A 26,050-nucleotide genomic window follows, 5' to 3' on the forward strand; every position below is an offset into this window, starting at 1 on the left:
ATTCTAATCTCTTCCCCTAACAGCAAGAGGCAGCCATGAATCAAGAAAATGTGACGTTTCCAATTGATAGCGAAAAAAAAGAGGCGCTGAGGGCGATCGCTACTGTTATGGATCGGGATCTCAGTTATGTTTTGAATGAAGCCATCGCTTCTTATCTGGAGATTTATCAATGGCTGCTCGATGAGATTAACAAAGGGGTTGCCGAGGCCGAAGCTGGAGACTTTGCCGGCGATGATGAAGTCCAAGCAGTTTTTGCCAAATTGACTAATGAAAATTAAGTGGCTGCGACAAGCTTTGCGAAATCTAGAACAGGCTCACGCATATATTGTCAAAGACAATCCAGAGGCAGCAAGGCAATTAATTTTAAGGATTCAGAGTGCTGCAGGTCAACTCGCAGAGTTTCCTTTTACGGGCAGAATTGGTCGCGTAGAATCTACTAGAGAACTTGTCATTTCCAATACATCTTATCTGATCGTCTATCGAGTAAAAGAAGAAAGCGTAGAAATTCTCCGAGTCCTTCACACATCAAGAAAGTATCCAGAAAATTAGGTGATGTTTTCGATCGCCACTTGAGCTTATTTTCTTCTAAACTTGCACCGATGTGCGAAAATGTCAACCGGACTCTCAGACCAAAAGTCCGTAAAAGACAGTTCAACGCTCTCTCACACATTGTTCATGCGTAAACACAAAACATTCTTTTTGTCAAGCCTGTTCGCGATCGGCTTAACAATTAGTTTTCTGCTGATTCCCGGCTGGTTCTCAAACCTCCCAAACCGGGCTAACGCCACACTTCCGCCGCAAACCGCCGAATTTCGGGCTTTCTGGGTGGACGCATTCAATCCAGGTTTCAAAACGCCTCAAGAAGTCACCAAGTTGATTGCAGACGCACAGCGGGCCAATGCAAACGCGATCGTCGCCCAAGTCCGCCGCCGGGGCGATGCTTTTTACACCAGCGCGATCGAACCCCGCACCACCGATCCCAACGTTCCCCCCGGTTTCGATCCCCTCCAAGATTTGATTGACAAAGCCCACGCCGCAGGCATTGAAATCTACGCTTGGATGGTGACGCTGCCGGTGGTTTCTGGCGGCAAACTTCCCGCCGGTCATGTTTGGCAACAACACGGATCTTCAGTCGCAGGCAGAGATAATTGGGCGATGTTGACTTCGAGGGGAGAATCGCCCGGTTTCCTCGATCCCGGCCATCCAGACGCTTTAGATTATACAGTTTCCGTCTATTTGGACTTGCTGAAGCGCTACGATGTAGACGGCGTGCAGTTGGATTACATCCGCTACGGCGGCCCGAATTGGGGCTACAATCCTACTTCGATCGCCCGTTTCAACCAGCAAAACGGTCGATCGGGCAAACCCGCACCTACAGATCCCGCCTGGATGCAGTGGCGGCGCGATCAGGTGACAAATTTAGTGCGAAAGCTTTATGTAGAAGCGCTGGCGATTAAACCGCGCGTGAAAATTACTGCGGCGACAATCGCCTGGGGAGACGGCCCGAAAAGCGATCGCGACTGGATGCAAACGCAACCTTACAAAGAAGTTTTGCAAGATTGGCGCGCTTGGCTGGAAGAAGGTATTCTCGACATGGCGATGCCCATGACTTACCAGCGCGAGTACAAGCGATCGCAAAAACTCGCCTATGACAACTGGATCGAGTACGCCAAAAACCACCAGTACAACCGCCAAATTGCGATCGGCCCCGGCAATTATCTCAATTACATCGAAGACACCCTCTCGCAAGTCCGCCGCGCCGAAGCTCCCTCAGCCCTTGGGAATCACGTTGCGGGTACTGTCCTGTATTCCTACGCTAGCAGCAACCTGTACACCAACGTCGAACTGCGATCGGGCGGCAACAGCAGAGATTTACCCCGCCAGCCTTGGAAATACCTGCCGAAAAGCAACGATCTATTTTACACCGCCCTCTCGCAGCCGAGTCAATACGTTGACGGCGCTACGGGCAGAACAATTCAAACTCAGCCGGTGTGGGCCATGCCGGCAGCGGTTCCCGATATGCCTTGGAAGTCGCGGCCTACTGCTGGGGCGATCGCCGGAAATTTGCAGCAGTGCGAACGAACTTGCGACGGTGCGAGTTTGACTTTGCAGGCGATCGATGCTAGCAGCAAGGTGCGGCAACTGCGTGCCGATGGTAAAGGATGGTTTGGGGCGATCGAGCTTTCGCCCGGTTCATATCAGTTGAAAGTTGACGGAAGTCAGGTTCAACAAACAGTTGATGTTGTCGCCGGTGAAGTTACAAAAGTTAATTTCGCCAGTTTGTAGTTTGTGGGGTTCCCAGCGCATACCTTACTAATTTTTTGATTGATTGCAGATATGTAGGTTGGGCAGAGTGAAACGCAAGTTCATTCTTGGACTCAACCTACATTTTTTTTATTAACCGCAGAGGGCGCAGAGGGCGCAGAGGGAGATCGGAGAGAGGCAAGGGTTTAATCAGTTACGGGGCAATTCTTAGGTCGGTGAGTGAAGTAGGATTTACTCAGAAGTGTTAAAATTAAATTATCCTGGATTGAAGTGCGCTATTGTCGGTGAAGCTATGTTAATCACAGAAGCCCCTTTCACGCTCCGCAAATGGACGGTTAAAGAATATCAAAAACTCGGAGAAATCGGGTTTTTTCACCCAGAGGAACGAGTTGAATTAATTTCAGGAAATATTCTCAAAATGAGTGCCAAAGGAACTGCCCACACTTCTGCCACTAGACGCACTGCGACGCTTCTGCGCGATATTCTCGAAAACCTGGCTGCTGTCTATACTCAAGATCCGATCGCCCTCCATGACAATTCCGAACCAGAACCTGATATCGCCGTAGTCAGAATCGATCCCTTGGACTACGCTACTCACCATCCGACTCCTTCAGAAGTATATCTAATTATCGAAGTGGCAGACACCAGCTTGGCTTACGATCGCGAAATTAAGGCCAAAATCTACGCGCGATCGGGAATTGCGGATTATTGGATATTAAATGTAAATGAGCGACAACTTCATGTTTTTCGAGAACCGACTGAAGACGGGTATCAAAGCGAAATAATTCTGGGGGAAAGCGCGAGTATTTCACCGCTGCAATTTCCTGCTTTTAATATCGCAATTCAGCAAATGTTGCCGCCAATTATACTCAATTAAAAAGCTTACTGATTTTTTTTATTAACCGCAGAGGGCGCAGACGGCGCAGAGAGGGAAGAGGAAGACAAGTATTTAATCTGTAGCTGTGAACCAGGGGTTTAAACCCCTGGCGGACTGCCGAACTGGCGACATATTTACTGGGGAGATATTTCAGGAATGAAGTCCTTACTACAAACTTAATCGCTTTCTAGAATTCCCGCCAGCAAAGCTTGCTGAGCGTGCATCCGATTTTCTGCTTGCTCCCAAACGCGCGATCGCGAACCTTCAATCACCGCATCCGTAATCTCTTCATCCCGGTGTGCCGGCAAACAGTGCAGTACAATTGCATTGCGATCGGCAAACTCCAGCAATCGCTCATTTACCTGATAAGGCTCAAACAAGGGAATCCTGATCTTAGCTTCTTCTTCCTGTCCCATACTCGCCCAAACATCAGTATAAATTACTTGAGCATTCTTAGCCGCCGCTTCCGCATCAGAAGTTACTGTAACTTCTGTTTTTCCATTAGCAATTGCCTTAGCCTTTGCCACAATTTCAGGATTAGGACGAAAATCTTCAGGACAAGCAATTCTGACATTCATTCCCGTCATAGCACAGCCCAACATCAGGGAATTAGCCATGTTGTTGCCGTCGCCAAAATAAGTTAATGTCACTCCTTCCAGCCTGCCAAAACACTCTTTAACTGTCATTAAATCCGCCAAAACTTGACAGGGGTGTTCATCATCTGTCAGTGCATTAATTACAGGAATTTTGGCATAATTTGCAAAAGTTACTAAATCCTTTTGATCGAAAGTCCGAATCGCCAAAATGTCTAAATATCGGTCTAAAACTCTGGCTGTATCGACTAAAGGTTCGCCACGGCTCACTTGCGTAACGTTCGGATTGAGGTCAACAACTTGCCCTCCCAACTTGTACATTGCCACCGTAAAACTCACCCGCGTTCGAGTTGAAGCTTTAGAAAATAACAAGCCGAGAACTTTAGTGCGTTTCAGCTTGACCATTCCCGATTTTAAACTGGCTGCTAGATCCAGCACATAATTTAATTCGTCAATACTTAAATCTGCCAGACTTAATAAATCTCGCCCTTTTAATGAATCCATACTTTCCCCATACACAAATTTCTAGCTGTGTCTTAAATCTAAGCCCGCTTGCGTCGGGTTTTGTTTCTGTTACCGCTGTTTTACTCCCCCCAAAAACGGAGATCTATCCACGTACAAGCGTCGTGGATAGATCGAAATTTTAGACTTTTGTTCCAGATATTAGATCCATCTGTGGAGTAAATCTAAAATCTAAAATCTAAAATCGACTGTGGATCTGGTTTATGCGGGTAATTGTTCGATCGCGCGATCGATCCAATCGCAACCTTGCTCCACCGTTTCTACCACCGCCAACACGCCCCGCAATTCCCCAGCGCCTGGGAAACCTTTAGCATACCAGGTTAAGTGCTTGCGCGCTTGAGACACACCGCTTTGACCTTTATATTCCCACAAAGCCCGCAGGTGTTCCTTAGCACATTCGAGTCGTTCAATTGGTGTCGGAGGTATCTTTTCCACACCAGTTTTCAAGAAATGATCGACTTCTCCCACCAAAAAAGGATAGCCCAAAGTCCCCCGCGAACACATCACTCCGTCAGCACCGGTTTCTTGAAGACAGCGCACCGCAGCTTCCACTGAAAAAATATCCCCGTTACCAATTACAGGAATCGATAAAACTTCCTTAACGCGGCGAATCCATTCCCATTTTGCCGGGCCGGTGTAACCTTGCGATCGAGTCCGACCGTGCACAGTAATCATTTTTGCTCCCGCATCTTCCATCCTCTGAGCAAATTCCAAAATATTAATTTCTTGGTCAGTCCAACCGATGCGAGTTTTAACAGTCACAGGAACATTTACAGCTTCCACCACCGCCCGCACAATTGCCTCGGCCGTTTCCGGGTCTCGCAGCAGCGAAGAACCGCCACCGTTTTTAGTAATTTTGTTCACTGGACAGCCCATGTTAATATCAACAGTATCCGCTCCTTCTGCTACGGCTTTCTGCGCCGCTTCTGCCAAGAAATTCGGCCGACAGTCAAATAATTGAATGCTAATCGGGCGTTCGTTTGGATCAATTTCCATAATTTTTGGCAATTGCTTCACATAGTGCAAACCCGTAGCGTTGACCATTTCGGTGTACATCATCGAATCCGGGGCGTAGCGGCGCACCAAACGGCGAAATACTAAATCAGTAACACCTGATAAGGGCGATTGCAGGACGCGGCTTTTTACTTCCAAATCGCCTATTTTGAGCGGAGTTGCTAATCTTTCTTTTAATTCGGGAGATAAAGTAAGCATAGTCGATCGCACTTTAATTCTAATATCTGTATATTCTACTACAACTAAGATCTTTTTTCAGTTATTAGCCAAATCTTGAGCCGAAGATTGAGCGATATCATTTTCAGTAGATTATCCCAAATAACCAAGGAAGGTTCGTAGTGCGGACTTAAGTCAGCTCTCAAGTTGCGTACTCTTGTAGGCGCGCTAACAGTTTTTGTAATGGTAATCGACCAGACATGACATCCTATCATTGGCAGCAAATCACTTGTGTTACTGTCATTACAAAACTAATCTCAAGCAAGAGCGATTGCTTGAGATTAGTTTTCTCAGCAGCCGCACAGTTTTGCAATCGCGGGTATGGAGGCGGACATTAGGACACCGAAAAGAATACTTAACCAGACTGCAATATCTACTTTACTGCGGGCGATCGCCCGAATTCGAGTATTGTCAAACCAGAACCCAAAGCCGAACCCAGACAACACTTAAATCTATTTGCGGCTATCGCTTGACTTTATATCTATCTATGGGGCTTAGCCATCAATGGGCGATCGACCTACCAAAAATGCCGCCCAAGTCATATTTTTATTGTTGAATTCTGCCGAACCCAGCCTTTTGCCTTCCTAGGACAAATGCTTAAATTTTATTGGGATTCTGCAAAAACTATACATAACATCGTTTTAAACTACAATTGGTTGATTCCCGACGACGATCGAACATTATAAAAATTTTAGAGAATTCTATGGACGCCAAAGCACTCTGGCAACGCTACCAAGACTGGCTTTACTATCACTCTGGATTGGGACTTTATCTCGATATCAGTCGCATGGGATTTGACGACGCTTTCGTAACAGCACTCAAACCCAAATTTGACAAAGCTTTCAAAGACATGGCAGCTTTGGAATCAGGCGCTATCGCCAATCCCGACGAACACCGCATGGTGGGTCACTACTGGCTCCGAAACCCCGATTTGGCTCCCACTCCAGAATTAAAACAACAAATAATTGAAGAAATTGCACAAGTCGAAGAATTTGTCAAGAAAGTTCAAAACCGCGAAATCAAACCGCCCTTTGCTCCGCAATTTACCGACATAATCTCGATCGGCATCGGCGGTTCCGCCCTCGGCCCCCAATTTGTCGCCGAAGCCCTATCCCCAGACATCCCGCCCCTAGCAATTCATTTTATCGACAACACAGATCCTGCAGGGATCGATCGCATCCTCAACAAAATCAAAGACAAACTCAGTAGCACCCTAGTAATTACCATATCCAAATCCGGCGGCACCCCCGAACCCCGCAACGGCACCATCGAAGTTCAAAAAGCCTTCGCCGCCCAAAAACTAGACTTCGCCAAACAAGCAATTGCCATCACCGGCACAGACAGCAAACTAGACAAATTAGCAAAATCCCAAGGCTGGATTGCCACCTTCCCCATGTCAGACTGGGTGGGAGGACGCACCTCAGAACTCTCAACAGTAGGACTTTTGCCCGCAGCTTTGCAAAACATCGACATTCGGGCGATGCTAGACGGCGCTAAAGTCATGGACGAAGCTACCAGAATTCCCGAAATTAAAAACAATCCCGCCGCCCTTTTAGCGATGAGTTGGTATTTTGCCTGCAACGGACGCGGCGAAAAAGATATGGTAGTTTTGCCATACAAAGATTCCCTGCTATTATTCAGCCGCTATTTGCAGCAATTAGTCATGGAATCTATAGGCAAAGAAAAAGATTTAGAAGGCAACACAGTTCATCAAGGAATCGCAGTCTACGGCAACAAAGGCAGCACCGACCAACACGCCTACGTCCAGCAACTGCGCGAAGGCGTACCGAATTTCTTCCTCACATTTATCGAAGTATTGCAAGACAGGCAAGGCATTTCCCCAGAAGTAGAAACAGGTGTTACTTCTGGAGATTATTTGTCTGGTTTGTTGCAGGGAACTCGACAAGCTTTGCACGAAAATCACCGAGATTCAATTACTGTCACAATTCCCCAAGTCAACCCTCGGACAGTAGGAGCATTAATCGCCCTCTACGAAAGAGCAGTAGGTTTTTACGGTTCCTTGGTGAATGTCAACGCCTATCACCAACCGGGCGTGGAAGCAGGCAAAAAAGCTGCCGCTGCTGTATTGGATTTGCAAAAACAGGTACTGCAAGTGCTCACAGATGCTCATGCACCTCTGTCTGTAGCAGAAATAGCCAAACAAGCCGGAAAACCAGAGCAAATCGAGACAATTTACAAAATTCTGCGACATTTGGCAGCCAACGGGCGCGGCGTAGCTTTGGAGGGGAAATTAGCGCAACCTGCTACTTTAACCGCAAGTCACAAAGAGAATTAAACAGTAGAATTAAGAATTAAAAGTGAGTAATTTCACTTTTAATTTTTCATGTTTAATTTTTAATGTCTCCCCATGCCCCTGACGATTCTGGTTGCTGACGACGATTTCGCGACTCGCCTGTCGATTACCGATTATCTGGAAATTACCGGATACTCTGTAATTCCTGCTGAGAACGGCAAAGAAGCTTTAGGGTTGGTACAGGAATTTCAGCCCCACTTGATTGTCACCGACATTACAATGCCCGAAATGGATGGCTACGAATTTGTGCGGCGAGTTCGGACTCGTCCCGCTTTTCGTTTGCTACCGGTGATTTTTTTGACGGAACGCACGAGCACTGAGGAACGGATTCGGGGCTATCAGATGGGGTGCGACAATTTTCTGGCTAAGCCTTTTGAACTACAGGTGTTGGGGGTGGTGATTCGCTCTTTGCTCGATCGCTACGCTCTCATTGCTCAGGCATCTTCTCGTTCGGAATCAGAATCTACGTCAACAGAGGCACGCCACAGAGCCACCAACCACCCTGAAGCCAATTTTTTAACTCAAAAGTCAGAAACTGGCGATGGCTATTCTCCCCGCCCAAATTCTCCGAATTTAACGCAGCGAGAGCAACAAGTGCTAGATTTGCTGACAGAAGGTCTTTCTAATATTCAAATTGGCGATCGGCTGCACCTCAGTCCCCGCACCATCGAAAAGCACGTCAGCAGCTTGTTCAGAAAAACTGAAAGCAGCAACCGAACAGAACTCGTTCGCTTTGCGATGGAACACCATTTAGTCAGTAATTGGTAATTGGGAATTGGGAATTGGGAATTGGGAATTGGGAATTGGGAATTGGTAATTGGGAATTGGTAATTGGTAATTGGGAATTGGGAATTGGTAATTGGGAATTAGGAATTGGGAATTGGGAATTGGGAATTGGGCGAGCGCGAAGCGGAGGGATTGGGAATTGGCCAAACAGGGCATTGTTAATTGTTAATTGTAATTGTTAATTGTTAATTGTTCCTGACTGATAACATACTCCAACAAACCCTGCGAAGCGTCCATCAGCAAATCAATTACCCGATCGAATCCATCCGGGCCGCCGTAGTAAGGATCTGGCACTTCTTTCAGGTCGTATTTCTGGCAAAAATCGCACATCAACCGCACTTTATCTTGATATTTTCCCGCGTTGTCGAGAGCAAGAATATTCTGATAATTGTCCCGATCCATCGCCAGAATCAAATCAAAATTTTCAAAATCTTTCCTTTGAAATTGACGGGCTGCGCCTAACAATTCAATCCCTTGCTTCCTCGCAGCCAATGTCATGCGGCTGTCAGGGGCGCTACCAATGTGATAGCCACCTGTTCCGGCGGAATCGCAGGTGATACGATCGCCCAAACCTGCTTTTTCGATTAAGTGATCCATGATATTTTCTGCTGAGGGCGATCGGCAGATGTTTCCGAGGCAGACAAATAGTAATTTAGTCATTAGTTATTAGTTATTGGTTATTGGTTATTGGTTATTGGTTATTAGTTATTAGTTATTAGTTATTGGTTATTGGTTATTGGTTATTAGTTATTGGTTATTGGTTATTGGTTATTGGTTATTAGTCATTAGTCATTAGGAAGAAGGTTTTTTTCATCTTTTTCCCAAAGTTTCCTACTTCATAGAAATTAACCAGTCATTAGCTATCAAGTCGTTATACCAATTTCATAAAGTAGCGCTAGATATTACCACCCAACCCCCCCGATGCTTTGGGGGGCTAGGACTTCATCAGCACATCTCTAGAAAAATGGTATTACTCAACATAAATCACTAATGACTGATGACTAATGACTGATGACTACTGTCAACTGCCAACTGACCAAGGGCTTAGAAACCGGGGAGATTCAGTCCGCCGGTCAGTTCTTCCATTTTCTCCCGCATCGTAGCCGTAGACTTAGTGTAAGCATCCTGCATCGCCACGGTGACGAGTTCAGAAACCACATCAGCACCTTCACCGAGGGCATCCGGTGCAATTTCGACTCGGCGGGGTTCTTGGTTGCCGCTGAGAAAAACTTTGACCAAGCCGCCGCCGGCAGTTCCCTCAATTTCCATTACATCCAACTCTTCTTGAAGCTTTTTAGCTCCTTCTTGAACTTGCTGAGCTTTTTTGAAAGCTTCAGTCAGTTCTTTCATTTTGCCCAGGCCGAAGCCAAATCCTTGTCCTGATTTTGTCATAATTACTTTGTGATGGTGTGTGGGCTGGCAGTTTGCCGCTTTCGTATTACTTCAATGATGCCTTAGAAAGGGAACTCTCCCAGTATTCTAACTTCTGGCTCCAACAACAGCGACCACCGCTGCTCGACTTGCTGTTGAACGTGGCGGATCACTTGAAAAATATCATTTGCCGTTGCTGACCCGCAGTTAAGAATAAAATTAGCATGGCGCTGAGCTACTTGTGCGCCACCGATCTGATATCCCTTCAGTCCCGCTTGTTCGATGAACCAACCTGCCGTCTTGGGGCCGGGGTTACGGAAGACTGAGCCACAGCTCGGTAAGTGGTAAGGCTGAGTTGTCCGCCGCTGGCTGAAATTTTCATTAGTGACGGCCATTACTTGCGATCGGTCAAATCCCGGCTGCAACTGAAAAGTCGCTTCTGTTACCAGCCGATCGCCCCCTTGCAGCACCGAAGTCCGGTAGCGGTACTCCAACTCTTGGGGAGTCAAAATTTCCACCTTACCGGAGGGGGATAGCAGGCGAGCCTTGACCAGAATATCAGCAGTACAGCCCCTGTGAGCGCCTGCATTCATCACCACAGCCCCTCCCACGGTGCCCGGTATACCGACAGCCCATTCTAGACCTTTCCAGCCCCGTTTAGCCGCCAACCAAGCAAGGCGGGGAATTGACTCCCCCGCCCCGGCCGTAACTTGACCTGCTTCTGCATTGAAATGCACTTGCTTGAGGTAGCGAGTGGCGACGACCAAACCGGACAAACCCCGATCGCTCACCAACAGATTAGAACCCGCACCCAACAGAGTCACCGGCACCCCTTCATCCTGTGCCCAGGCAAAACTTGCTTGCAAAGCCTCCATGCTGCGGGGAGCGACGTACCACTGGGCAGGGCCGCCGACTCGAAAAGAAGTCTGGCCAGCAAGCGAAACTTGGGAGTTAATCTGACAGTCAGTTCCCCGCAAAGAAATAGGAGAATACACTCGCCGATAGTCCTTAACAGAGGAGTCATTCGAGATTGTCACCATCTTGAAAATCCTTAAAAATACCTTCGCTCGAAGACGTGGTTGAAAATTCATTTATCGGTGGCCGGGCAGCCATTTTGAGCGAGTCGCCCTCATCGAGCAGTGTCGGTAAAACCTGCACCGCCTTGGATGTCGATCGACTCGCAGACGCGGGCTAATTTGGGCGCGAAGCTTCTTGATAAAAAGCCATCACCTCTGGAATAATCTGATTCAGATTACCAGCACCCAAAAACAGAGCCAAATCCCCCGGTTGCAGATTTTCGGTTAAAAACTTACTTACCGACTCCAAGGAAGGCGCAAACACAACCTCTGGGCCTGCTTTAGCAATCAAATCAGCAACCTGCTGCCCGCTAATTTTTCCTAAATTCGGTTCCCCAGCACTATAAATATCGCAAGCCACAACCAAATCTGCATCCCCAAAAGATTGAGCAAATTCTGGCAAAAATGTCAGAGTTCGGCTGTAACGGTGCGGTTGAAAAATAGCAACCACTCTTCGGGATTTCTGATTTTTTTCGCTACCTTCGATACGCAAGCGAGCCGCCGCCAAGGTGACGAGAATTTCGCTCGGGTGGTGGGCGTAGTCGTCCACAAACAAGATGTCATTGTGAAAACCCCGCACCTCAAAACGGCGGCGAGCACCTTCAAAGCCGGAAATCGCTTTGGCGATCGCCGAAAACTCCAACCCCAACAATCGACCCACTGCTACCGCCGCTAGTGCATTGCTGAGATTGTGTGTCCCCAGCAACTTCAACTCCATTTCCCCCAGGAAAGCTCCTCGCTCCCAAATACCAGCCTTGGTGCTTTCGGCACCGTACTCCACTCCCGAAACCGTGTAGTCAGCACCGCTGTCCGGATTCAAACTGTAGGTGACATTGGGGGCGAGGCAGTCTTTGACGATTTTGTCGTCAATGCAGCCCACCAAGGTTTGACAGTTTTGGGCAAACACCTTAAATATGTCTATCACCTGGTCGAGAGTCTCGTAATGGTCTGGATGATCCAGTTCCACATTTGTCACTATGCCAATTTTTGCTACCAGCTTGACGAGAGAACCGTCGGATTCATCAGCCTCGGCAACTAAGTAGGGGCCTTGGCCGACACGGGCATTGCCTTCCCAAGCATTTACCTCGCCTCCTACTACGATCGTCGGGTCTAGACCCGCAGCCATCAGCATGAAGCCGATTAAGCTGCTAGTAGTAGTTTTGCCGTGAGTCCCTGCTACAGCTATGCTTTGGTAATCTTTAATTAAGGCGGCCAACACATCCGATCGATGAAAAATCGGACAGCCCAAATCTAGAGCAGCTCGATATTCGGCATTTGCAGGGTGAATTGCCGTCGAACATACTACTTGAGGCAATCCCCCATTTGCTGGGGCGTCCAAACCGTTGCCGTTCAATTTGAGAGCTTTGGCTGTCGCGACGGAAGTCCCTACCGCACCAGCGACCGAGGATACTATATTTTCGGGTGTCCCGCGATCGGAACTGCTACCGTTGATAGCCGTTTGAAAAACTTCAAAATTGCTGGCGTCTTGACGCCAAAAAATGTGAGCTCCCATTTCTTGCAAGCGCTCGGTGATGTGACTCGATTTAATATCGGAGCCGTACACGGGCAACTTGCGTTTAGCTAGAATGTAGGCAATGGCTGACATCCCAATTCCACCAATGCCGATGAAATGAAATGGTCTACCGCTGAAATCAACAGAACTCGGCATCTTCGCTCCTCACACACCACGCCACGCCAATAACACGCGATATCATCAAAAAAATGGTTAGAAACCCCGTCCCTTCGGCAAGCTTAGGGCAAGCTTTATAGGACGGCTTTATATTCCCTTTCGGGAAGGAGGAGTATGGTTGCTCCTCTGTGGAGATATGGTTGTCTCCAAAACTCCCTTGCGGGGTAAAGTTAGCTTGTCGGCAAATGTTTTCTGAGCTTTTTAGACTTGCAGCACTGTTTCTGTTACCTGGAAACGATTTAACTGCAAATGACACTCTCAGGGGATTTCGCACTCTCCAGGGTGTCGTGACTCAAAAAACCTAGACCAAGGGAAGTATACGGCCCGTCAGGACAGCTCGTAAGAATCTTACAAGCCTCATGCCGTCAGGGCTGAGGTTCCTGACATCAAGAATTGTTTTTTTCAGGATACAGTTCGCTAGACATTTTTGTACACAATTCTCTGCGCTTCCCTAAATTTCGGGATTTGTAGAGAGGTTTGTCTTGTATCCTATTTGACTTAGTACCGAGTAGTTTTCCGGAACAGTCACAAAAGAGAAAATTGCAAATCAGAGAGAATGGGGTTTGGGCCAGGATCGGCTGACTAATTTTGGGCGGTTGCACAGTCCTGCATTCTTTTTATTTCTATCCGCCTGCTGTGCTGGGATACGGCAGCAAAAGCCCCACAATCTTTTTACGAAGATTGAGGGTAAAACCCATCAGGATTTACAAACACTACCACGTATGGCACAACTTCGCTCATTTTTTAGTGTTTGATCTGTTGGTACGTTCAACAGTTGACAGTTGACCGATCGCGCTTTTGAGATTTTCTGCGAGGGAAATTAATTTTTCCGTTCTCTTTACAAGGAACAGGCTTTAAACCCATTTTTTCTATTAAGTATGCTAAGTATAGTTTTTAGAAAGATGAGGTACTATGTGGCATAGGGCATAGGGTATCGGGCTATCCTCACTTTTTTGATAACCGACCGCTATACCCTCCCTTTTGGCAAAACTCAATCTGACATGATGTTGCCCAGACTGAGCTATAGTAAGTTTCTCACTTTGTTTACAGACACAAGTAATGCTGGTGTCTGGGAGCGGACTTAAGTCGGCACTACGAACTAATCCGCGATCAGACTATTTGACATACCTCCTCGTCCTAAAGGAGCGAGGATTCCTTGACGCTTCACTGCAATGCGCTACCGAAGTATTATAACTGGTCAAAGCCTACAAAAATAAAATTTCGGTAAAGTCTGTATTAATCCTAATTTTGGGAAATATGGAAAAAGTAGCGATTTTGGGGGGGACTTTTGACCCGGTTCATTGCGGGCATTTGTCGATCGCCCAGACGGCGGTGAGTCAATTTGGGATCGATCGAGTCATTTGGGCGATCGATCGCACCCCTCGTCACAAGTCGCACAGTGTTTTGGCAAGTTTTGACCAACGGCGGGAAATGGTGGCTCTGGCAACGGCCCAGCGGTCGGATTTTGGACTTTTGCCAGTGGATACCAATCCCTCTGGAACTTCTGCTATTGACACTTTGTTATATTTGCAAAAAATCTATCCGGGCGATCGGTGGTACTGGATTATTGGTAGCGACGCGCTCCAAACTCTCCCCAAATGGCACCGGTGCAGCGAAATTGGCGGGTTGTGCGACTGGTTGGTGGCCCCGCGTCCGAGTCAGAAAAATCGGGATCGAGAAAAAAGCGGGGAAATTGGCTCCTTTGAGTGGGGGGATAGCTTGTGGGATACAGCCATTGATGGGGATGACAAAATGCAGGATCGGACAAAAGCTGTTTGCTGTAAAGTTGCTCAACAGATGGCTCTGGTGAATGTGGAAATTCGCTGGGAGGTGCTTTCCATGCGTGCGATCGAGATTTCGTCGAGCCACATCCGCCGCTGCTGTGCCGAAAATCGCGATCTCAGTTACTTAGTCCCGGAAGCTGTACGGACTTATATTGCGACTCACAACCTTTACCAGCAACCAGCAGCCGAAATCTGAATGCCTTTGGCCTGGGGATTTCTGGCGAGTTCAAAAAAGTTTAGGCTTTTTTGATACAGACGAAAAGTTAGAAAGGATCAGCCTTTGCGATATGATCTTGTCTCATAAGTCAATTCTTAAATTTTTCCAAAATTTAAGCCTGAGCTAAGGGCTGCAATCGTTAGGAGGTAATAAGGTGATTAGAGTCGCGATCAATGGTTTTGGACGTATTGGGCGCAGTTTTGCGCGATGCTGGTTGGGCCGAGAAGATAGCCAGCTCGAACTCGTAGCAATTAATGACACTTCCGATCCCAAAACTAATGCCCACTTGCTGAGATACGATTCCATGATGGGAACGTTGAAGGGTGTGGACATCAGTACGGATGAAAATTCGATTATTCTCAATGGCAAGACAGTTAAATGCGTGAGCGATCGTAATCCGCTCAACCTGCCTTGGAAAGATTGGGGTATTGATCTGATTATTGAAGCAACCGGTGTCTTCGTTGATCAAGCGGGTGCATCGAAGCATATCACAGCCGGCGCAAAAAAAGTGCTGATTACTGCTCCGGGTAAAGGGCCAGAAGTAGGGACTTATGTGATGGGAGTCAACCACCACAACTACAAGCACAATGACTACACAGTCATCAGCAATGCTAGCTGTACCACTAACTGTCTGGCTCCCGTACTGAAAGTGCTTAACGACAATTTTGGCATCATCAAAGGCATGATGACGACTACCCACAGCTATACTGGCGACCAGCGCTTGTTGGATGCCAGCCACCGCGACTTGCGGCGGGCGCGGGCTGCGGCGATGAACATTGTGCCGACTTCTACTGGAGCTGCTCAAGCTGTGGCTTTGGTTATTCCAGAGTTGAAGGGTAAGTTAAATGGCATCGCCATGCGCGTGCCGACTCCCAACGTGTCGGTAGTTGATTTTGTGGCTCAGGTAGAGAAAAAGACTTTTACCGAGCAGGTAAATCAAGTTTTCAAAGAAGCAGCCGAAGGCTCGATGAAGGGGATTTTGGAATACAACGATTTGCCTTTGGTTTCTTGCGACTATCGCGGAAATGATGCTTCTTCAATCTTGGATGCCAGTTTGACTCTGGTGATGGACGGCGACATGGTGAAGGTGTTGTCTTGGTACGACAATGAGTGGGGCTACAGTCAGCGGGTTGTTGACTTGGCTGAATTGGTCGCCGAACGCTGGGAAGGCTAGATCCATGACTTTTTTCTAGCAGTCCAGCCTTGAGGCAGGGGTTGAAACCCCTGCCTCAAGGCTAAATTCCTTATGATATAGAGGAGACGGCAGTGCCGTGTCCCTACTTGATTAATTGTAGGGAGACGGCACTGCCCAAGGAGTGTCAACTTAACGTCAAACGTAGTCAGAGACTGCTGTGTGACTATTAAATCTAGATCCCCCCTAGCCCCCCTTAAGAAGGGGGGGACAGGAGTCTTCTCAAAGTCAACCCCTACTCCCCTTCTTAAGGGGGATTTAGGGGGATCTGGACTGGGGTAAAAGCGATATTTCTCAAGGATTTCAGGCTTAAGTTGACACCTATGGGCACTGCCGTCTCCTAATTTCGGGTAATATTAATTCCGATGCTACCGGATTTGATAAGTAGTAAGACACAATTAATTACACAAAACTCTGGGCTACAAGCCTTGTCTAGTAAAGAATCAGCAAAAAATCAGTTTGTAATTAATTCTGTCCAATTACTTATGAGCCCTGTCTCAATGATTTTGAGTTCTTAGTCTGCGAAGGCAGACTTTGTTTGTGTAGTCGCGGTTTCAACCGCCGAATCATCAACATAAATAATTTATATGAAAAAAGCGTTAATTTGTGGTATATCCGGTCAAGATGGAGCTTATTTAGCGAAACTGTTGCTCGATCGAGGTTATGAAGTTTGCGGCACCTCCAGGGATGCCCAAATGTCTAGTTTCGGAAACCTGGCCCGTTTGAGCATTCGAGACAGAGTAAAACTAGAATCCATGTCTCTCAACGATTTTCGCAGCGTCTTGCAAGTATTGACAAAAATTGCACCAGACGAAGTGTACAATCTAGCGGGTCAAAGTTCTGTCGGCCTGTCTTTTGAACAACCTGTAGAAACCCTCGAAAGCATTGCCACGGGCACATTGAATCTGTTAGAAGCAATTCGGTTTACCGGGGGGAAAATCAAACTTTACAATGCGAGTTCTAGCGAATGTTTTGGGGATACCGGAGGCATTGCAGCGGATGAAAATACGCCCTTTCGCCCCAGAAGTCCCTACGCGGTGGCGAAAGCAACGGCATTTTGGGAAGTAGCGAATTATCGGGAAGCGTACAATTTGTTTGCGTGTTCTGGTATTCTGTTCAATCACGAGTCGCCACTGCGACCGGAGAGGTTCGTCACCCAAAAGATTGTATCTGTTGTGTGCCGGATTGCTGCTGGCAGTTCGGAAAAACTGCATTTGGGAAATATTTCGGTGCAGCGGGACTGGGGCTGGGCCCCGGAATATGTGGAGGCGATGTATTTGATGTTGCAGCACGATGAACCGGACGATTATGTAATTGCTACCGGTGCGAGTTATCCTTTGGAGGAGTTTGTGCAGACAGCGTTTGTGGCTGCGGGTTTGGATTGGCAGGAACATTTAGTAACCGATGCGAGTCTCTACAGACCGACGGAGATTGCTGTTGGGAGGGGGAATCCGGCTAAGGCGAAAGAAAAATTGGGCTGGGAGGCAAAATACAAAATGCCCGATGTGGTGCGGATGATGGTGGAGGCGAGGCAGATTTGAGGGAAATTTATGGGGTGAAAATATGGGAGCAGAATATGCGACAGCTAAGGAGTGGTATAAGGCTAATCGCCGAGAGTTGAAAAAATATCGGGGTCAGTGGATAGCTTATACTAACGAAGGTGTGATTAGTGGCGATCGGGATTATCGAAAGATGAAGGACGGGATTCCGGCTGATACACCTAATTTAAGTTATGTAATCGATCGTATATTTGAAAGTGAATTTGTCGAACCAGTTAGGTTTTATCCTGTCAGTTTGATATAAAATTCAAACACGCTGAGGAGACCATTATTTTTAACTATTGGAAAGTTACTGGACAATAAAGGGCTAATTTGTTAGCCTTTGCGGGTATTTTGTGATAAAGTTCACGTCGGAAGCAGACTATAAGATGCCCGATTTGGTGCAGATGATAGTCTAGGCGGGGATGGGTAATGTTTGAGTTCTATAAAAATTTTGAGGTTTAATCCGTGAAATCATTAGTTATAACAACAATTCATAAACCAACTGCTGCTCTGTTTAAATACAGAGATATTTTGCTAGATTTAGGGTGGAAAATTATTGTAGTTGGGGATAAAAAAACTCCTAGAGATTTTGACTTGCCGGGGGCTGAATACTTTAATGTAGAGCAGCAATGCGAAGACTTTGGCGAGCTAGCTTCTCTGATTCCTATGAATCATTACTCCCGCAAGAATTTAGGATACTTGTATGCTATGCGTATGGGTGCAGACGCGATCGCGGAAACAGACGACGATAATATTCCCTATGATGACAAGTATCCCAATTTCCTTCCTTCCCTGGTGAAGACTCCAGCGTTAGACATTAAAGGTGCAGTCAATGTCTATTCTTACTTTACAAATAAAAAAATATGGCCCAGAGGCTTGCCCCTTGACAAAGTTAATAGTTTTGTCGATGAGAAGCTGGTCACAGAAAAAGAGGTTACTTGTTACGTCCAGCAAGGGCTAGCAGACTTAGACCCCGATGTAGACGCTATCTATCGTTTGACGGTTGGTGATGAAAATATTAAGTTTGAATCGAATAAGAAGTTGTCACTGTCGCCCGGATGTTACAGTCCTTTCAATACGCAGAATACTTTATTTTACAAGCAAGCTTTTCCTCTAATGTTGCTGCCTATTGGTGTGAGCAGTCGTGTTACCGATATCTGGAAAAGCTACATTGCCCAGAGGCTTTTATGGTGCATGAACTCCAGTGTTCTATTTCTATCGCCTTCAGTGTATCAGTTGAGAAATGAACACAACCTGATGAAAGATTTTAGTGAAGAAATTCCTTTGTATACTCAGGTTCACAATTTAATTGACTTACTGGAAAATTTTACAAGTGATGCTAGCGATGCTTGCGAGTTAATGATAGAGATGTATACTTATCTCAATCGAAATGGTTTTCTCGGCGAGATAGAGGTTCGTCTGTGTGAATTGTGGATTGAGGAAGTTAAAAAATATGTGTAGTCCTTAGCAGTAAAAAATCTACTCAATTGAGCGATTGACTGCACAGTCGCTCAACCTTCACTCTCAAGTATTAAATAAATAAATCAACCCTTGAAAAAAATGGCTAAGAAGTTTTTGTATTTAGTTCAAACCGATGGAGAGTTACCATCTCATTACAGTAACATTAATCATGAAAATGCAGATGTATTGTATTTGTCTTGGAAACATCCGAGACCGGGAGATATTTATTTTCCTAATAGCACCTGGACGCAAGGCCGAAATAAACTGCTAGAAGCAGCGAAACAATTAGAGGGTGATTATTTATATTACATTTTTCTAGATGATGATATTGAATTTATTGCTGGTGATTGGAGAATTTTTGAAGCATTATTGCTCGAATATCAGCCTGGGATAGCAACGCCCAAACTAACATTTTATCCTACAAAATCTGACGATTCTGTGGAAGTACAAATAGTGTATGCCTTTGATGCGGTCTTCAATGCTTTTCATCGCGATGTAGTGGCTGACAACGTTTTGTTGCCTTATCTGGAAAAATTTGATGAGGAATCATGGGTTTTGTCGCAGCTAATTTTAATACATATGGCTGGTGTTTGTTATCCCGAAAAAGTTTGGCAGTTCAACCATGTAAAAGTAACACAACTGAAACACCGCCCTTATGCGAGAGGTAGTGCTAGCGATATTATACAAAAAGAAGTTTGGCTGAAAGAAAATATTTTTCAAGATAATGAGCTAGTCACTTCGTATTTTAAAGATTTCCAGACCGCTTTAGAAATGGAGGTATTAGTGGTTGAACCTCCGAGCAAAAATTACAAAATCGAAAAAAGTTTTTGCGTTAATAATTTCAAAAGCAGCGAAGAAATTTGGTTTAATATTCACAGTGGTAAAGGAGAGCAAATGCTGGCTGACGATCAAAGGATTGTAGAAAGCAACCGTGACGAGGCTATGGGTCATTGCCAACTGGCAGAAGTCCACTATTCTCAGGGAAAGTGGGAGGAAGCAAGTGTTGCCTACCGCCGTGCAATTGAACTTTATCCCGATTCGGAGTTTTACTGCAAACTAGGTGAAAGTTTGGGAAAACAGGGCGATTTGGAAGGCGCGATCGCAGCTTGTCGCCATGTTTTTAAACTTAAACCAGACTTTTCTCAAAAGTGTTTTTTAGATAGCTTAGCGACAATAACATCTTTCCGAATAGAACCAGAGCAGTTACACATAATTTCCGGGCAAATAGTTTCCAAAGAATGTTTGCCCCAAATTACAAGTTTTGCACGCAATGAAGGTTTTGTATTTTACGGCCCTTACACCAGCTTTCCTGACGGGTTGTACCGAGTTTGTGTTGGCTTTGAGTTTCCTGAATTAAGCGATAGACAAGGGATGGAAAATTCACAAACTGTCGGATTCAAATTTGACGTAGTGACAGAAGCAGGAAATTGTGTTTGGTATAAAACTGATGTTTGTACCAGTCAGAAGCAACTTGAATTTTTTGTAGAGCTAATAGATGCCAAACAGACAGAATTTAGGTTTTTGGCAACGGGGGTAACGTTTTCATTGAATTTTATAGAACTCAGCTTAGTATACCAGCCTATTGAAAACTCCGCCGCTTCTTACTACTTGAATTTAGGCAATACTCTCTTGCAAGAATCAGACAAACTAGATAAAGCTCTTGCAGCTTACAGTCGTGCTGCTGAGTTGAACCATGACTATAGAGAAGGTGCGATCGCTGCTTATCAACACGCTGTATCGAAGCGTTCGCAGGGAATGGACTACTTCAATTTAGGGATGCTGCTCGCACAGCAAAGTCAACTGGATTCAGCACTTTCTTGGTACCAAAAAGCTTTAGAATTTCAGCCAGAGCAGACACAAGTTTACTCTGAATTACAGGTACTCCTTGCTAGAGCTTTCTACAACTTAGGTATCAGCAATGCAGAACAAGGTCGGGTCGATGAAGCTGTAGCTTGTTTCCAGAAAGCACCGCAGAGGCAACCGAGTGCCGGGGAAATTTACGAGCAGATATGGAAGGGATTAAATCAACTAAGCCCGCTAGACGAAACGAACCCTTATTATCAAACACCGATCGAGCCGGAAACGGCTTATCAATATTTTAGCAAGACTGGGCCCTACAAGATTCTCATATTGGAATCTTTAACTGATGATGACAGAATATATCTTGAAAATGCTGGATTGTCTTTAGCCTATCTGGAATTAATGAAACAAGACAGTGCAGCACTGCAATCAATCTACATCAACAGTTTTGGTGACGATACGACAACGGAGTTATCACAAAACGTCACAAAGACTTTTTTAGGTGTCAATTACCAGCAAAGTATAGTAGATACAGGTTATATCTATTCAATTTGTCCGGTAACTGGCAAGATACTCAGGTCAAATCAATCATTCTACGTTCAGCTATTTAATTTCCTTCCAACAGGTATTTATCGTTTCGGAGGTGCTGAAACATTTTATTTGATGTTTGGCTGTCATCACGGTGTCGGACTTGGTGTTTATTTCCCCAAATTTGAACTAATTGTCAGGTTCTATAACGATCCTCTTTCGACGGATTACCCGGAGGTTGTTAATGAGTTGAAGAGCGGTGCTGTTAGTTTTTGGCGAGAATTCAAATCTTATATATCATCAAATGAAAGCAAAAGAGAAGTAGCGGCTGTTGTTGGTTGGCTGGACAATTTAGGACACTATTTCTGGAACGACCTTAGTGGGATTCAACATTTATCTGAAAATGAAACATTGCCTAAAGTAGATAAATACTTAATCAGGAATTGTAATTTTTTAGAAGTAGGCGATATTTTTTCCGAAATTCCAGAAAATTATATTGTGCGGATCTCGGATAGGTGGAGTCTATTCAAAACTATTTTGGACAATCAGTACATGGCAGTCAGATTAACTGAAATGGTGGTCAAGGAACAACTGGTCAGCCGCATATATGAAGCTTCGGTCAAGAAGTGTTCTCAAAGTTTTTTACAAAAAATGGAAGAAGCGAAGACACATTTTCCGCTGCTGTGGATTAATATTCGCAGTCACAATAAAGTATGGAGTTCTCAGGTAGAAGGATATGCAAATATAATCAATAACCTCTCCCAAGATTATCCAAATCTGGGGCTTGTGTTCGATGGCTTTTCCACTGAAAAAAATACAGTGGAGCAAATTTTAGCTCTCGTGCCGCCTACGGTGAAGTTTTATAATGCTCTTGACTGTGCTATTCATGAAACAATTGTTTGGGCTCATGCTATAGATGTTTACATAGTGGTAATCGGTTCTGGGCTTACCTTAGTAACGTGGCTTGCTAACAAGCCTGGGGTGGCCCACGGCAACACTGTACATTCTGAAAGTTCGGGGTGGTGGGCAAATGTTCGAGAAAATGCTGTACCGCCAGTCTTTATACCCGTTGAGTCCATTGTCGATTTGGATGCTTCGCACTGGGCTCACTGCGACTATGATTTTGATTGGAAAATCCTTGACGGCGAAGTTAATAAAATAGTAAAGGAGTTGAGAAGGGAAGTTAAATCACCGCAGTCCGATCCGGCTCAAAATCAAAGTGCTGCGATTAATCTCCGCGAATTGGCAGAATCTTATTTAGCTGAAGGTAAACTCGACGAGGCCGTTAGTGTCTGCAAGCAAGCTCTTGAGATTCAACCCGAATTTGCTCAGGCTTACAAGACTTTGGGGAATGTCTTCCAAACTCAAGGTAAACTGGATGAGGCAAAGAATTGCTATAGTCGCGCTCTGGAAATTCAATCTGACTTTGCTCAAGCTTTAGCAGATTTAGGGACTATTCACACACAGCAGCAACAGTAGCCAGGGACGATCGCATCCTACCAAAAAGCGATCGCGATTCTACCGAATTATGGTCGCGTTTACCGTAACTTGGCTATTTCATCAACAACATCATAAAATTTAGCTCAACCTGGATGTTCCGCCAAGCTGGACTGATCATTAATCAGATATTAAGCTGGGTATAGCATTTCTCAGATAGATGAGGTATATAATAAGGCTTGAAAGTGTTGATATTCAGGGAATCTCATGCACCTCATCTTTTTAAGAAAGGCTATATACAGTTGCTGTTTTCCTAAGAATCATAATCATTTCCCCAGAGTTTTCTTGGAATAGTTCTCTTTCAAAACTAGAAGATAGATTTTTTTGACAGTATGCGAGCAATTCCGGAAAAGTCTCTGATGTCCAGACGTGAAAATGAATGCTGTAATCTATATCGAGCAGATACTTCATTCGCTCCGCCACTTGTTCTTCAGGAAATTTGTCAACTAGCCTGACATACTCGTCATAATGACCTAGTTTAGACCATTCCGGCCCTTCTTTGTAGTCCCGAATTAGGTGGTCTACGGTAGTCAGGGGGCGACCGATATCAAATGTATAGCGTTTGTCTGGTACGCCCATATACACAAGTCCTCCCGGTTTAAGAACTCTCAAAAAGTTTTCCAGAGCGCCGATCGGATTTTGACAGTGTTCTATCATGTGATTGGCAATGACAAAATCCCAAGAGTTATCAGCTATGGATGAGAGAGTTTCGCCATTATCTACAATGTCCGCCTCTACTAGATTAACCGTTGCTAGCTCTGGATACTGCTTCCTCAAATCGCTGACAGACATTCGATCGACGTAATGAACCTTCACCCCGGCCGGAACTTCCAGAGGGATATGAAGGGCTCCTACTTCTATTCCCTCCCCGCTTAGGTATTGAAAAGCAATGTCTCTCCGTACTTGCCAAGAATCCATAGTTAACTCTCTGCTTAAAAATTTGCTCCATCAAGATCAAGTTTAAGTTAATTTGTGCTATGGCACAATTATAGTTCTCTACGGTGATACATACCTTGGGTTTTGAGTCAAGGGCACGGGGGTGAGGCCCGATCGACCTTTCTAGTTTACCCGATCGCGCGTATCGGTCGATCGCTTGAGGGCGATCGTCTTCATTTATTTTTCGGATAATATTTATGGTATATTTGATGGCTTGGGCGCTGGGGGGCGATCTGCCATCTATAATACCAGGGGTTTTGGCGGGAACTTTTTCAGAGGGGTTGGGGTCTGTTATGCTTGACAAGGCAACGGCTGGATATTGGTATGGGCGATCGGGAAAATTTTTTTCTCATTTGTGGTATTATCCTTAAAAATCAGGTAGTAGCTTTTTGCGCCCTGACTGAGACTAAAAACTTCCTATTAGGTGAAATTTGAGTTAATAGGGAATGAGGTTAATCGTTATTGTGATGAGAGGTTATTATATCAATGGTTGTGGCTTCTCTCAAGGCCGTCCAAGTATGCACCTGCTGTGGCTCCGACAAAATCACACATTCCTCTGTCTTATGGGATTCACTGATTAATGAGTGGGGTCTCTCAATTTACGAAGTTCAATATATCAATCGCCAACAAGGCTGCACTTGTATTAAGTGTCATGCTAACTTGCGGTCTATGGCTCTGGCTAAGGCAATTATGAAGTGTTTTAATTATAGTGGTTTATTTAAATACTTTGTTAAACTTCCTAGAATCCAGCAGTTAAAAATATTGGAGATTAATGAAGCAGGTAGTTTAACGCAATACTTATCTCAGAATCCTTATCATACTTTGGCATCCTATCCGCAAGTTAACTTAATGTGCTTACCTTTCCCCGATCAATCGTATGATCTAGTGGTACATTCAGATACATTGGAACACATACACGATCCAATTCAAGCCTTGTCGGAGTCCTGGCGAGTATTGAAGCCCGCTGGTTTTTGCTGTTTTACCGTACCTATAGTAGTAGACAGACTAACCAGAACAAGGGAAGGCTTAGTCCCTAGCTATCATGGTGAGAGTGGGTCAAACAAATCCGATCTTTTAGTTCATACTGAATATGGAGCAGATGCTTGGAAACAAATTGTGCAAGCAGGATTCGAGGAAGCCCGAATTTATTCCTTAGAATATCCCGCCGCTCAAGCACTGGTTGGCGTAAAATCAACTAATTAGCTATAATTAAAATTTTAAAGAGGTATATCCGATGATGGAAATGGAATTTACAGGAGAAAGGTATGTCCCTTCTCTGCGAGGAGCTATTAGGTACGAACACCTGCATCGCTATGCTTTATCACTAGAATTGGTTCAAGGTAAATCAGTTCTAGACATAGCCTCTGGTGAAGGATATGGCAGTGCAATTTTGTCTCAAGTTGCTTCTTCTGTAGTGGGAGTAGATATCGACTCCGCCTGTATATCATTTGCCTGTAAAAAATATGCTTCTATTGCTAACCTAGAGTTTTTAGTAGGCGCTTGTGATGCTTTTCCTCTAGCTAACGAATCAGTGGATGTTGTAACTTCCTTTGAAACGATAGAACATCACGCTAAGCATGATGAGATGATGCAAGAAATTAAAAGAGTTCTCAAACCAGGGGGGACGTTGATAATTTCTTCGCCCAATCGCTTAACTTATTCAGAACAGCCAAAGTCTTTATCGTCTAACCCCAACAATCCTTTCCATGTCAAAGAACCATACGATTATCAATTTATCAGCTTATTAAATCGTCATTTTAAGTCCGTTAAAATTTATGGGCAGAGACTAGCTATTGGATCTTTTGTTTTTCCTTTAAAACATGGAGTGCAATCTGGCTTTAAGTCTTATACAATTGAAGACAGCCAAAGCACGCAACAAATACCCTCTTTGGCAGAACCACTCTATTTCATTGCTGTATGTTCCGATGATTCTACAAATATCCAGAACATCCTAGATTCTATATATATTGATAGAGATGACGATGTTCTCATGGAACTTAGAGAGCAACTGATTCTGACTTCATGCGAATTGGCACAGATTCAATTACATTATGGCCAAACTGAGGCAAAGTTAGAGTCATCCCAGTCTCAACTGCACCAGACACAAGCGGAATTTGAGCAGTCTCAGTCTCAACTGCACCAGACACAAGCGGAATTGGAACAGTCCCAGTCTCAACTGCACCAGACACAAGCGGAATTGGAACAGTCCCAGTCTCAACTGCACCAGACACAAGCGGAATTGGAACAGTCCCAGTCTCAACTGCACCAGACACAAGCGGAATTGGAACAGTCCCAGTCTCAACTGCACCAGACACAAGCGGAATTGGAACAGTCCCAGTCTCAACTGCACCAGACACAAGCGGAATTGGA

Annotated in this window: 22 protein-coding genes; 15 read left to right on the forward strand and 7 right to left on the reverse strand. The window is 45.3% G+C overall.

The window, feature by feature from the left end:
• The first annotated feature begins 35 nt into the window (after window positions 1-35).
• The 4 genes from QUA01_RS22275 to QUA01_RS22290 all read left to right on the forward strand — a co-directional run bounded on the left by QUA01_RS22275 (window position 36) and on the right by QUA01_RS22290 (window position 3,142).
• A complete protein-coding gene (locus tag QUA01_RS22275) occupies window positions 36-278 on the forward strand; it encodes a CopG family ribbon-helix-helix protein (protein ID WP_333091612.1) in 243 nt (80 codons plus the stop codon).
• Window positions 268-549, forward strand: a complete 282-nt coding sequence (locus tag QUA01_RS22280; RefSeq protein WP_333091614.1) for a type II toxin-antitoxin system RelE/ParE family toxin — start codon at window positions 268-270, stop codon at window positions 547-549. Before QUA01_RS22275 ends, QUA01_RS22280 begins: the two co-directional genes overlap by 11 nt.
• A gap of 150 nt (window positions 550-699) precedes the next feature.
• The gene (locus QUA01_RS22285; protein WP_333091615.1) at window positions 700-2,286 is read left to right on the forward strand and encodes a family 10 glycosylhydrolase; all 1,587 of its coding nucleotides are present in this window, start codon (window positions 700-702) and stop codon (window positions 2,284-2,286) included.
• A gap of 271 nt (window positions 2,287-2,557) precedes the next feature.
• Entirely contained in the window at window positions 2,558-3,142 is a 585-nt protein-coding gene (locus QUA01_RS22290; protein ID WP_333091617.1) for a Uma2 family endonuclease, read from the forward strand.
• 176 nt (window positions 3,143-3,318) lie between these two features.
• Here the strand turns inward: QUA01_RS22290 and argF are convergent, their stop codons facing one another.
• A complete protein-coding gene (gene argF / locus QUA01_RS22295; protein WP_333091619.1) occupies window positions 3,319-4,239 on the reverse strand; it encodes an ornithine carbamoyltransferase in 921 nt (306 codons plus the stop codon).
• A 219-nt stretch (window positions 4,240-4,458) separates the two neighbouring features.
• Complete coding sequence (gene dusB / locus QUA01_RS22300; protein WP_333091621.1) at window positions 4,459-5,469, reverse strand: tRNA dihydrouridine synthase DusB; 1,011 nt, start codon at window positions 5,467-5,469, stop codon at window positions 4,459-4,461.
• A 721-nt stretch (window positions 5,470-6,190) separates the two neighbouring features.
• On the opposite strand from dusB, the gene QUA01_RS22305 reads away from it, so the two are divergent.
• From QUA01_RS22305 to QUA01_RS22315, 3 genes are all read left to right on the forward strand, one after another.
• Complete coding sequence (locus QUA01_RS22305) at window positions 6,191-7,783, forward strand: glucose-6-phosphate isomerase (protein WP_333091623.1); 1,593 nt, start codon at window positions 6,191-6,193, stop codon at window positions 7,781-7,783.
• A 72-nt stretch (window positions 7,784-7,855) separates the two neighbouring features.
• Window positions 7,856-8,569: a response regulator transcription factor gene (locus QUA01_RS22310; RefSeq protein ID WP_333091624.1), complete on the forward strand. Its 714-nt coding sequence runs from the start codon at window positions 7,856-7,858 to the stop codon at window positions 8,567-8,569.
• Window positions 8,563-8,769, forward strand: a complete 207-nt coding sequence (locus QUA01_RS22315) for a hypothetical protein (protein WP_333091625.1) — start codon at window positions 8,563-8,565, stop codon at window positions 8,767-8,769. Before QUA01_RS22310 ends, QUA01_RS22315 begins: the two co-directional genes overlap by 7 nt.
• Here QUA01_RS22315 and QUA01_RS22320 read toward each other — a convergent pair.
• From QUA01_RS22320 to murC, 4 genes are all read right to left on the reverse strand, one after another.
• Window positions 8,753-9,247 carry a low molecular weight protein-tyrosine-phosphatase gene (locus QUA01_RS22320; protein WP_333091627.1) on the reverse strand — a complete coding sequence of 165 codons (495 nt, stop codon included), beginning with the start codon at window positions 9,245-9,247 and terminating at the stop codon, window positions 8,753-8,755. The genes QUA01_RS22315 and QUA01_RS22320 overlap by 17 nt on opposite strands.
• Before the next feature lie 384 nt (window positions 9,248-9,631).
• Window positions 9,632-9,979 (reverse strand): YbaB/EbfC family nucleoid-associated protein, encoded by a 348-nt coding sequence (locus QUA01_RS22325; protein ID WP_194009747.1) that lies wholly within the window; start codon window positions 9,977-9,979, stop codon window positions 9,632-9,634.
• A gap of 62 nt (window positions 9,980-10,041) precedes the next feature.
• Window positions 10,042-10,998, reverse strand: coding sequence for a UDP-N-acetylmuramate dehydrogenase (murB, locus tag QUA01_RS22330; RefSeq protein ID WP_333091630.1), 957 nt, complete (start codon window positions 10,996-10,998; stop codon window positions 10,042-10,044).
• A 151-nt stretch (window positions 10,999-11,149) separates the two neighbouring features.
• Complete coding sequence (murC, locus tag QUA01_RS22335) at window positions 11,150-12,703, reverse strand: UDP-N-acetylmuramate--L-alanine ligase (protein ID WP_333091632.1); 1,554 nt, start codon at window positions 12,701-12,703, stop codon at window positions 11,150-11,152.
• Between the two features lie 1,278 nt (window positions 12,704-13,981).
• Between murC and nadD the strand changes: the two genes are divergently transcribed.
• The 6 genes from nadD to QUA01_RS22365 all read left to right on the forward strand — a co-directional run bounded on the left by nadD (window position 13,982) and on the right by QUA01_RS22365 (window position 22,726).
• Window positions 13,982-14,704, forward strand: coding sequence for a nicotinate (nicotinamide) nucleotide adenylyltransferase (gene nadD / locus QUA01_RS22340; protein WP_333091635.1), 723 nt, complete (start codon window positions 13,982-13,984; stop codon window positions 14,702-14,704).
• 175 nt (window positions 14,705-14,879) lie between these two features.
• Window positions 14,880-15,899 carry a type I glyceraldehyde-3-phosphate dehydrogenase gene (locus QUA01_RS22345; RefSeq protein ID WP_333091637.1) on the forward strand — a complete coding sequence of 340 codons (1,020 nt, stop codon included), beginning with the start codon at window positions 14,880-14,882 and terminating at the stop codon, window positions 15,897-15,899.
• Between the two features lie 605 nt (window positions 15,900-16,504).
• Window positions 16,505-17,458, forward strand: a complete 954-nt coding sequence (locus QUA01_RS22350; protein WP_333091638.1) for a GDP-mannose 4,6-dehydratase — start codon at window positions 16,505-16,507, stop codon at window positions 17,456-17,458.
• Window positions 17,459-17,480: 22 nt separating this feature from the next.
• Window positions 17,481-17,720 carry a DUF5678 domain-containing protein gene (locus tag QUA01_RS22355; protein WP_333091639.1) on the forward strand — a complete coding sequence of 80 codons (240 nt, stop codon included), beginning with the start codon at window positions 17,481-17,483 and terminating at the stop codon, window positions 17,718-17,720.
• Window positions 17,721-17,923: 203 nt separating this feature from the next.
• Window positions 17,924-18,919 (forward strand): STELLO glycosyltransferase family protein, encoded by a 996-nt coding sequence (locus QUA01_RS22360; protein ID WP_333091641.1) that lies wholly within the window; start codon window positions 17,924-17,926, stop codon window positions 18,917-18,919.
• 99 nt (window positions 18,920-19,018) lie between these two features.
• Window positions 19,019-22,726, forward strand: coding sequence for a tetratricopeptide repeat protein (locus QUA01_RS22365; RefSeq protein WP_333091644.1), 3,708 nt, complete (start codon window positions 19,019-19,021; stop codon window positions 22,724-22,726).
• 240 nt (window positions 22,727-22,966) lie between these two features.
• Here QUA01_RS22365 and QUA01_RS22370 read toward each other — a convergent pair whose 3' ends face one another.
• Window positions 22,967-23,662, reverse strand: a complete 696-nt coding sequence (locus QUA01_RS22370; protein ID WP_333091646.1) for a methyltransferase domain-containing protein — start codon at window positions 23,660-23,662, stop codon at window positions 22,967-22,969.
• A 687-nt stretch (window positions 23,663-24,349) separates the two neighbouring features.
• On the opposite strand from QUA01_RS22370, the gene QUA01_RS22375 reads away from it, so the two are divergent.
• The gene (locus QUA01_RS22375; protein WP_333091648.1) at window positions 24,350-24,883 is read left to right on the forward strand and encodes a class I SAM-dependent methyltransferase; all 534 of its coding nucleotides are present in this window, start codon (window positions 24,350-24,352) and stop codon (window positions 24,881-24,883) included.
• A gap of 31 nt (window positions 24,884-24,914) precedes the next feature.
• Window positions 24,915-26,050 (forward strand): class I SAM-dependent methyltransferase (locus tag QUA01_RS22380; protein ID WP_333091650.1); only part of this gene is annotated, 1,136 nt, incomplete at its 3' end.

It is taken from the genome of Microcoleus sp. S36a_B3 (assembly GCF_036700745.1).
GTDB lineage: Bacteria > Cyanobacteriota > Cyanobacteriia > Cyanobacteriales > Microcoleaceae > Microcoleus.

Bases quoted from the DNA above. Each gene is read 5' to 3' on its own strand.
- QUA01_RS22290 (WP_333091617.1), top strand. From the start codon at position 2,558: ATGTTAATCACAGAAGCCCCTTTCACGCTCCGCAAATGGACGGTTAAA.
- murB (WP_333091630.1), bottom strand. From the start codon at position 10,998: ATGGTGACAATCTCGAATGACTCCTCTGTTAAGGACTATCGGCGAGTG.
- QUA01_RS22275 (WP_333091612.1), top strand. From the start codon at position 36: ATGAATCAAGAAAATGTGACGTTTCCAATTGATAGCGAAAAAAAAGAG.
- QUA01_RS22325 (WP_194009747.1), bottom strand. From the start codon at position 9,979: ATGACAAAATCAGGACAAGGATTTGGCTTCGGCCTGGGCAAAATGAAA.
- QUA01_RS22350 (WP_333091638.1), top strand. From the start codon at position 16,505: ATGAAAAAAGCGTTAATTTGTGGTATATCCGGTCAAGATGGAGCTTAT.
- argF (WP_333091619.1), bottom strand. From the start codon at position 4,239: ATGGATTCATTAAAAGGGCGAGATTTATTAAGTCTGGCAGATTTAAGT.
- QUA01_RS22280 (WP_333091614.1), top strand. From the start codon at position 268: ATGAAAATTAAGTGGCTGCGACAAGCTTTGCGAAATCTAGAACAGGCT.
- murC (WP_333091632.1), bottom strand. From the start codon at position 12,703: ATGCCGAGTTCTGTTGATTTCAGCGGTAGACCATTTCATTTCATCGGC.
- dusB (WP_333091621.1), bottom strand. From the start codon at position 5,469: ATGCTTACTTTATCTCCCGAATTAAAAGAAAGATTAGCAACTCCGCTC.
- QUA01_RS22355 (WP_333091639.1), top strand. From the start codon at position 17,481: ATGGGAGCAGAATATGCGACAGCTAAGGAGTGGTATAAGGCTAATCGC.
- QUA01_RS22365 (WP_333091644.1), top strand. From the start codon at position 19,019: ATGGCTAAGAAGTTTTTGTATTTAGTTCAAACCGATGGAGAGTTACCA.
- QUA01_RS22320 (WP_333091627.1), bottom strand. From the start codon at position 9,247: ATGACTAAATTACTATTTGTCTGCCTCGGAAACATCTGCCGATCGCCC.
- QUA01_RS22310 (WP_333091624.1), top strand. From the start codon at position 7,856: ATGCCCCTGACGATTCTGGTTGCTGACGACGATTTCGCGACTCGCCTG.
- QUA01_RS22305 (WP_333091623.1), top strand. From the start codon at position 6,191: ATGGACGCCAAAGCACTCTGGCAACGCTACCAAGACTGGCTTTACTAT.
- QUA01_RS22370 (WP_333091646.1), bottom strand. From the start codon at position 23,662: ATGGATTCTTGGCAAGTACGGAGAGACATTGCTTTTCAATACCTAAGC.
- QUA01_RS22375 (WP_333091648.1), top strand. From the start codon at position 24,350: ATGGCTCTGGCTAAGGCAATTATGAAGTGTTTTAATTATAGTGGTTTA.
- nadD (WP_333091635.1), top strand. From the start codon at position 13,982: ATGGAAAAAGTAGCGATTTTGGGGGGGACTTTTGACCCGGTTCATTGC.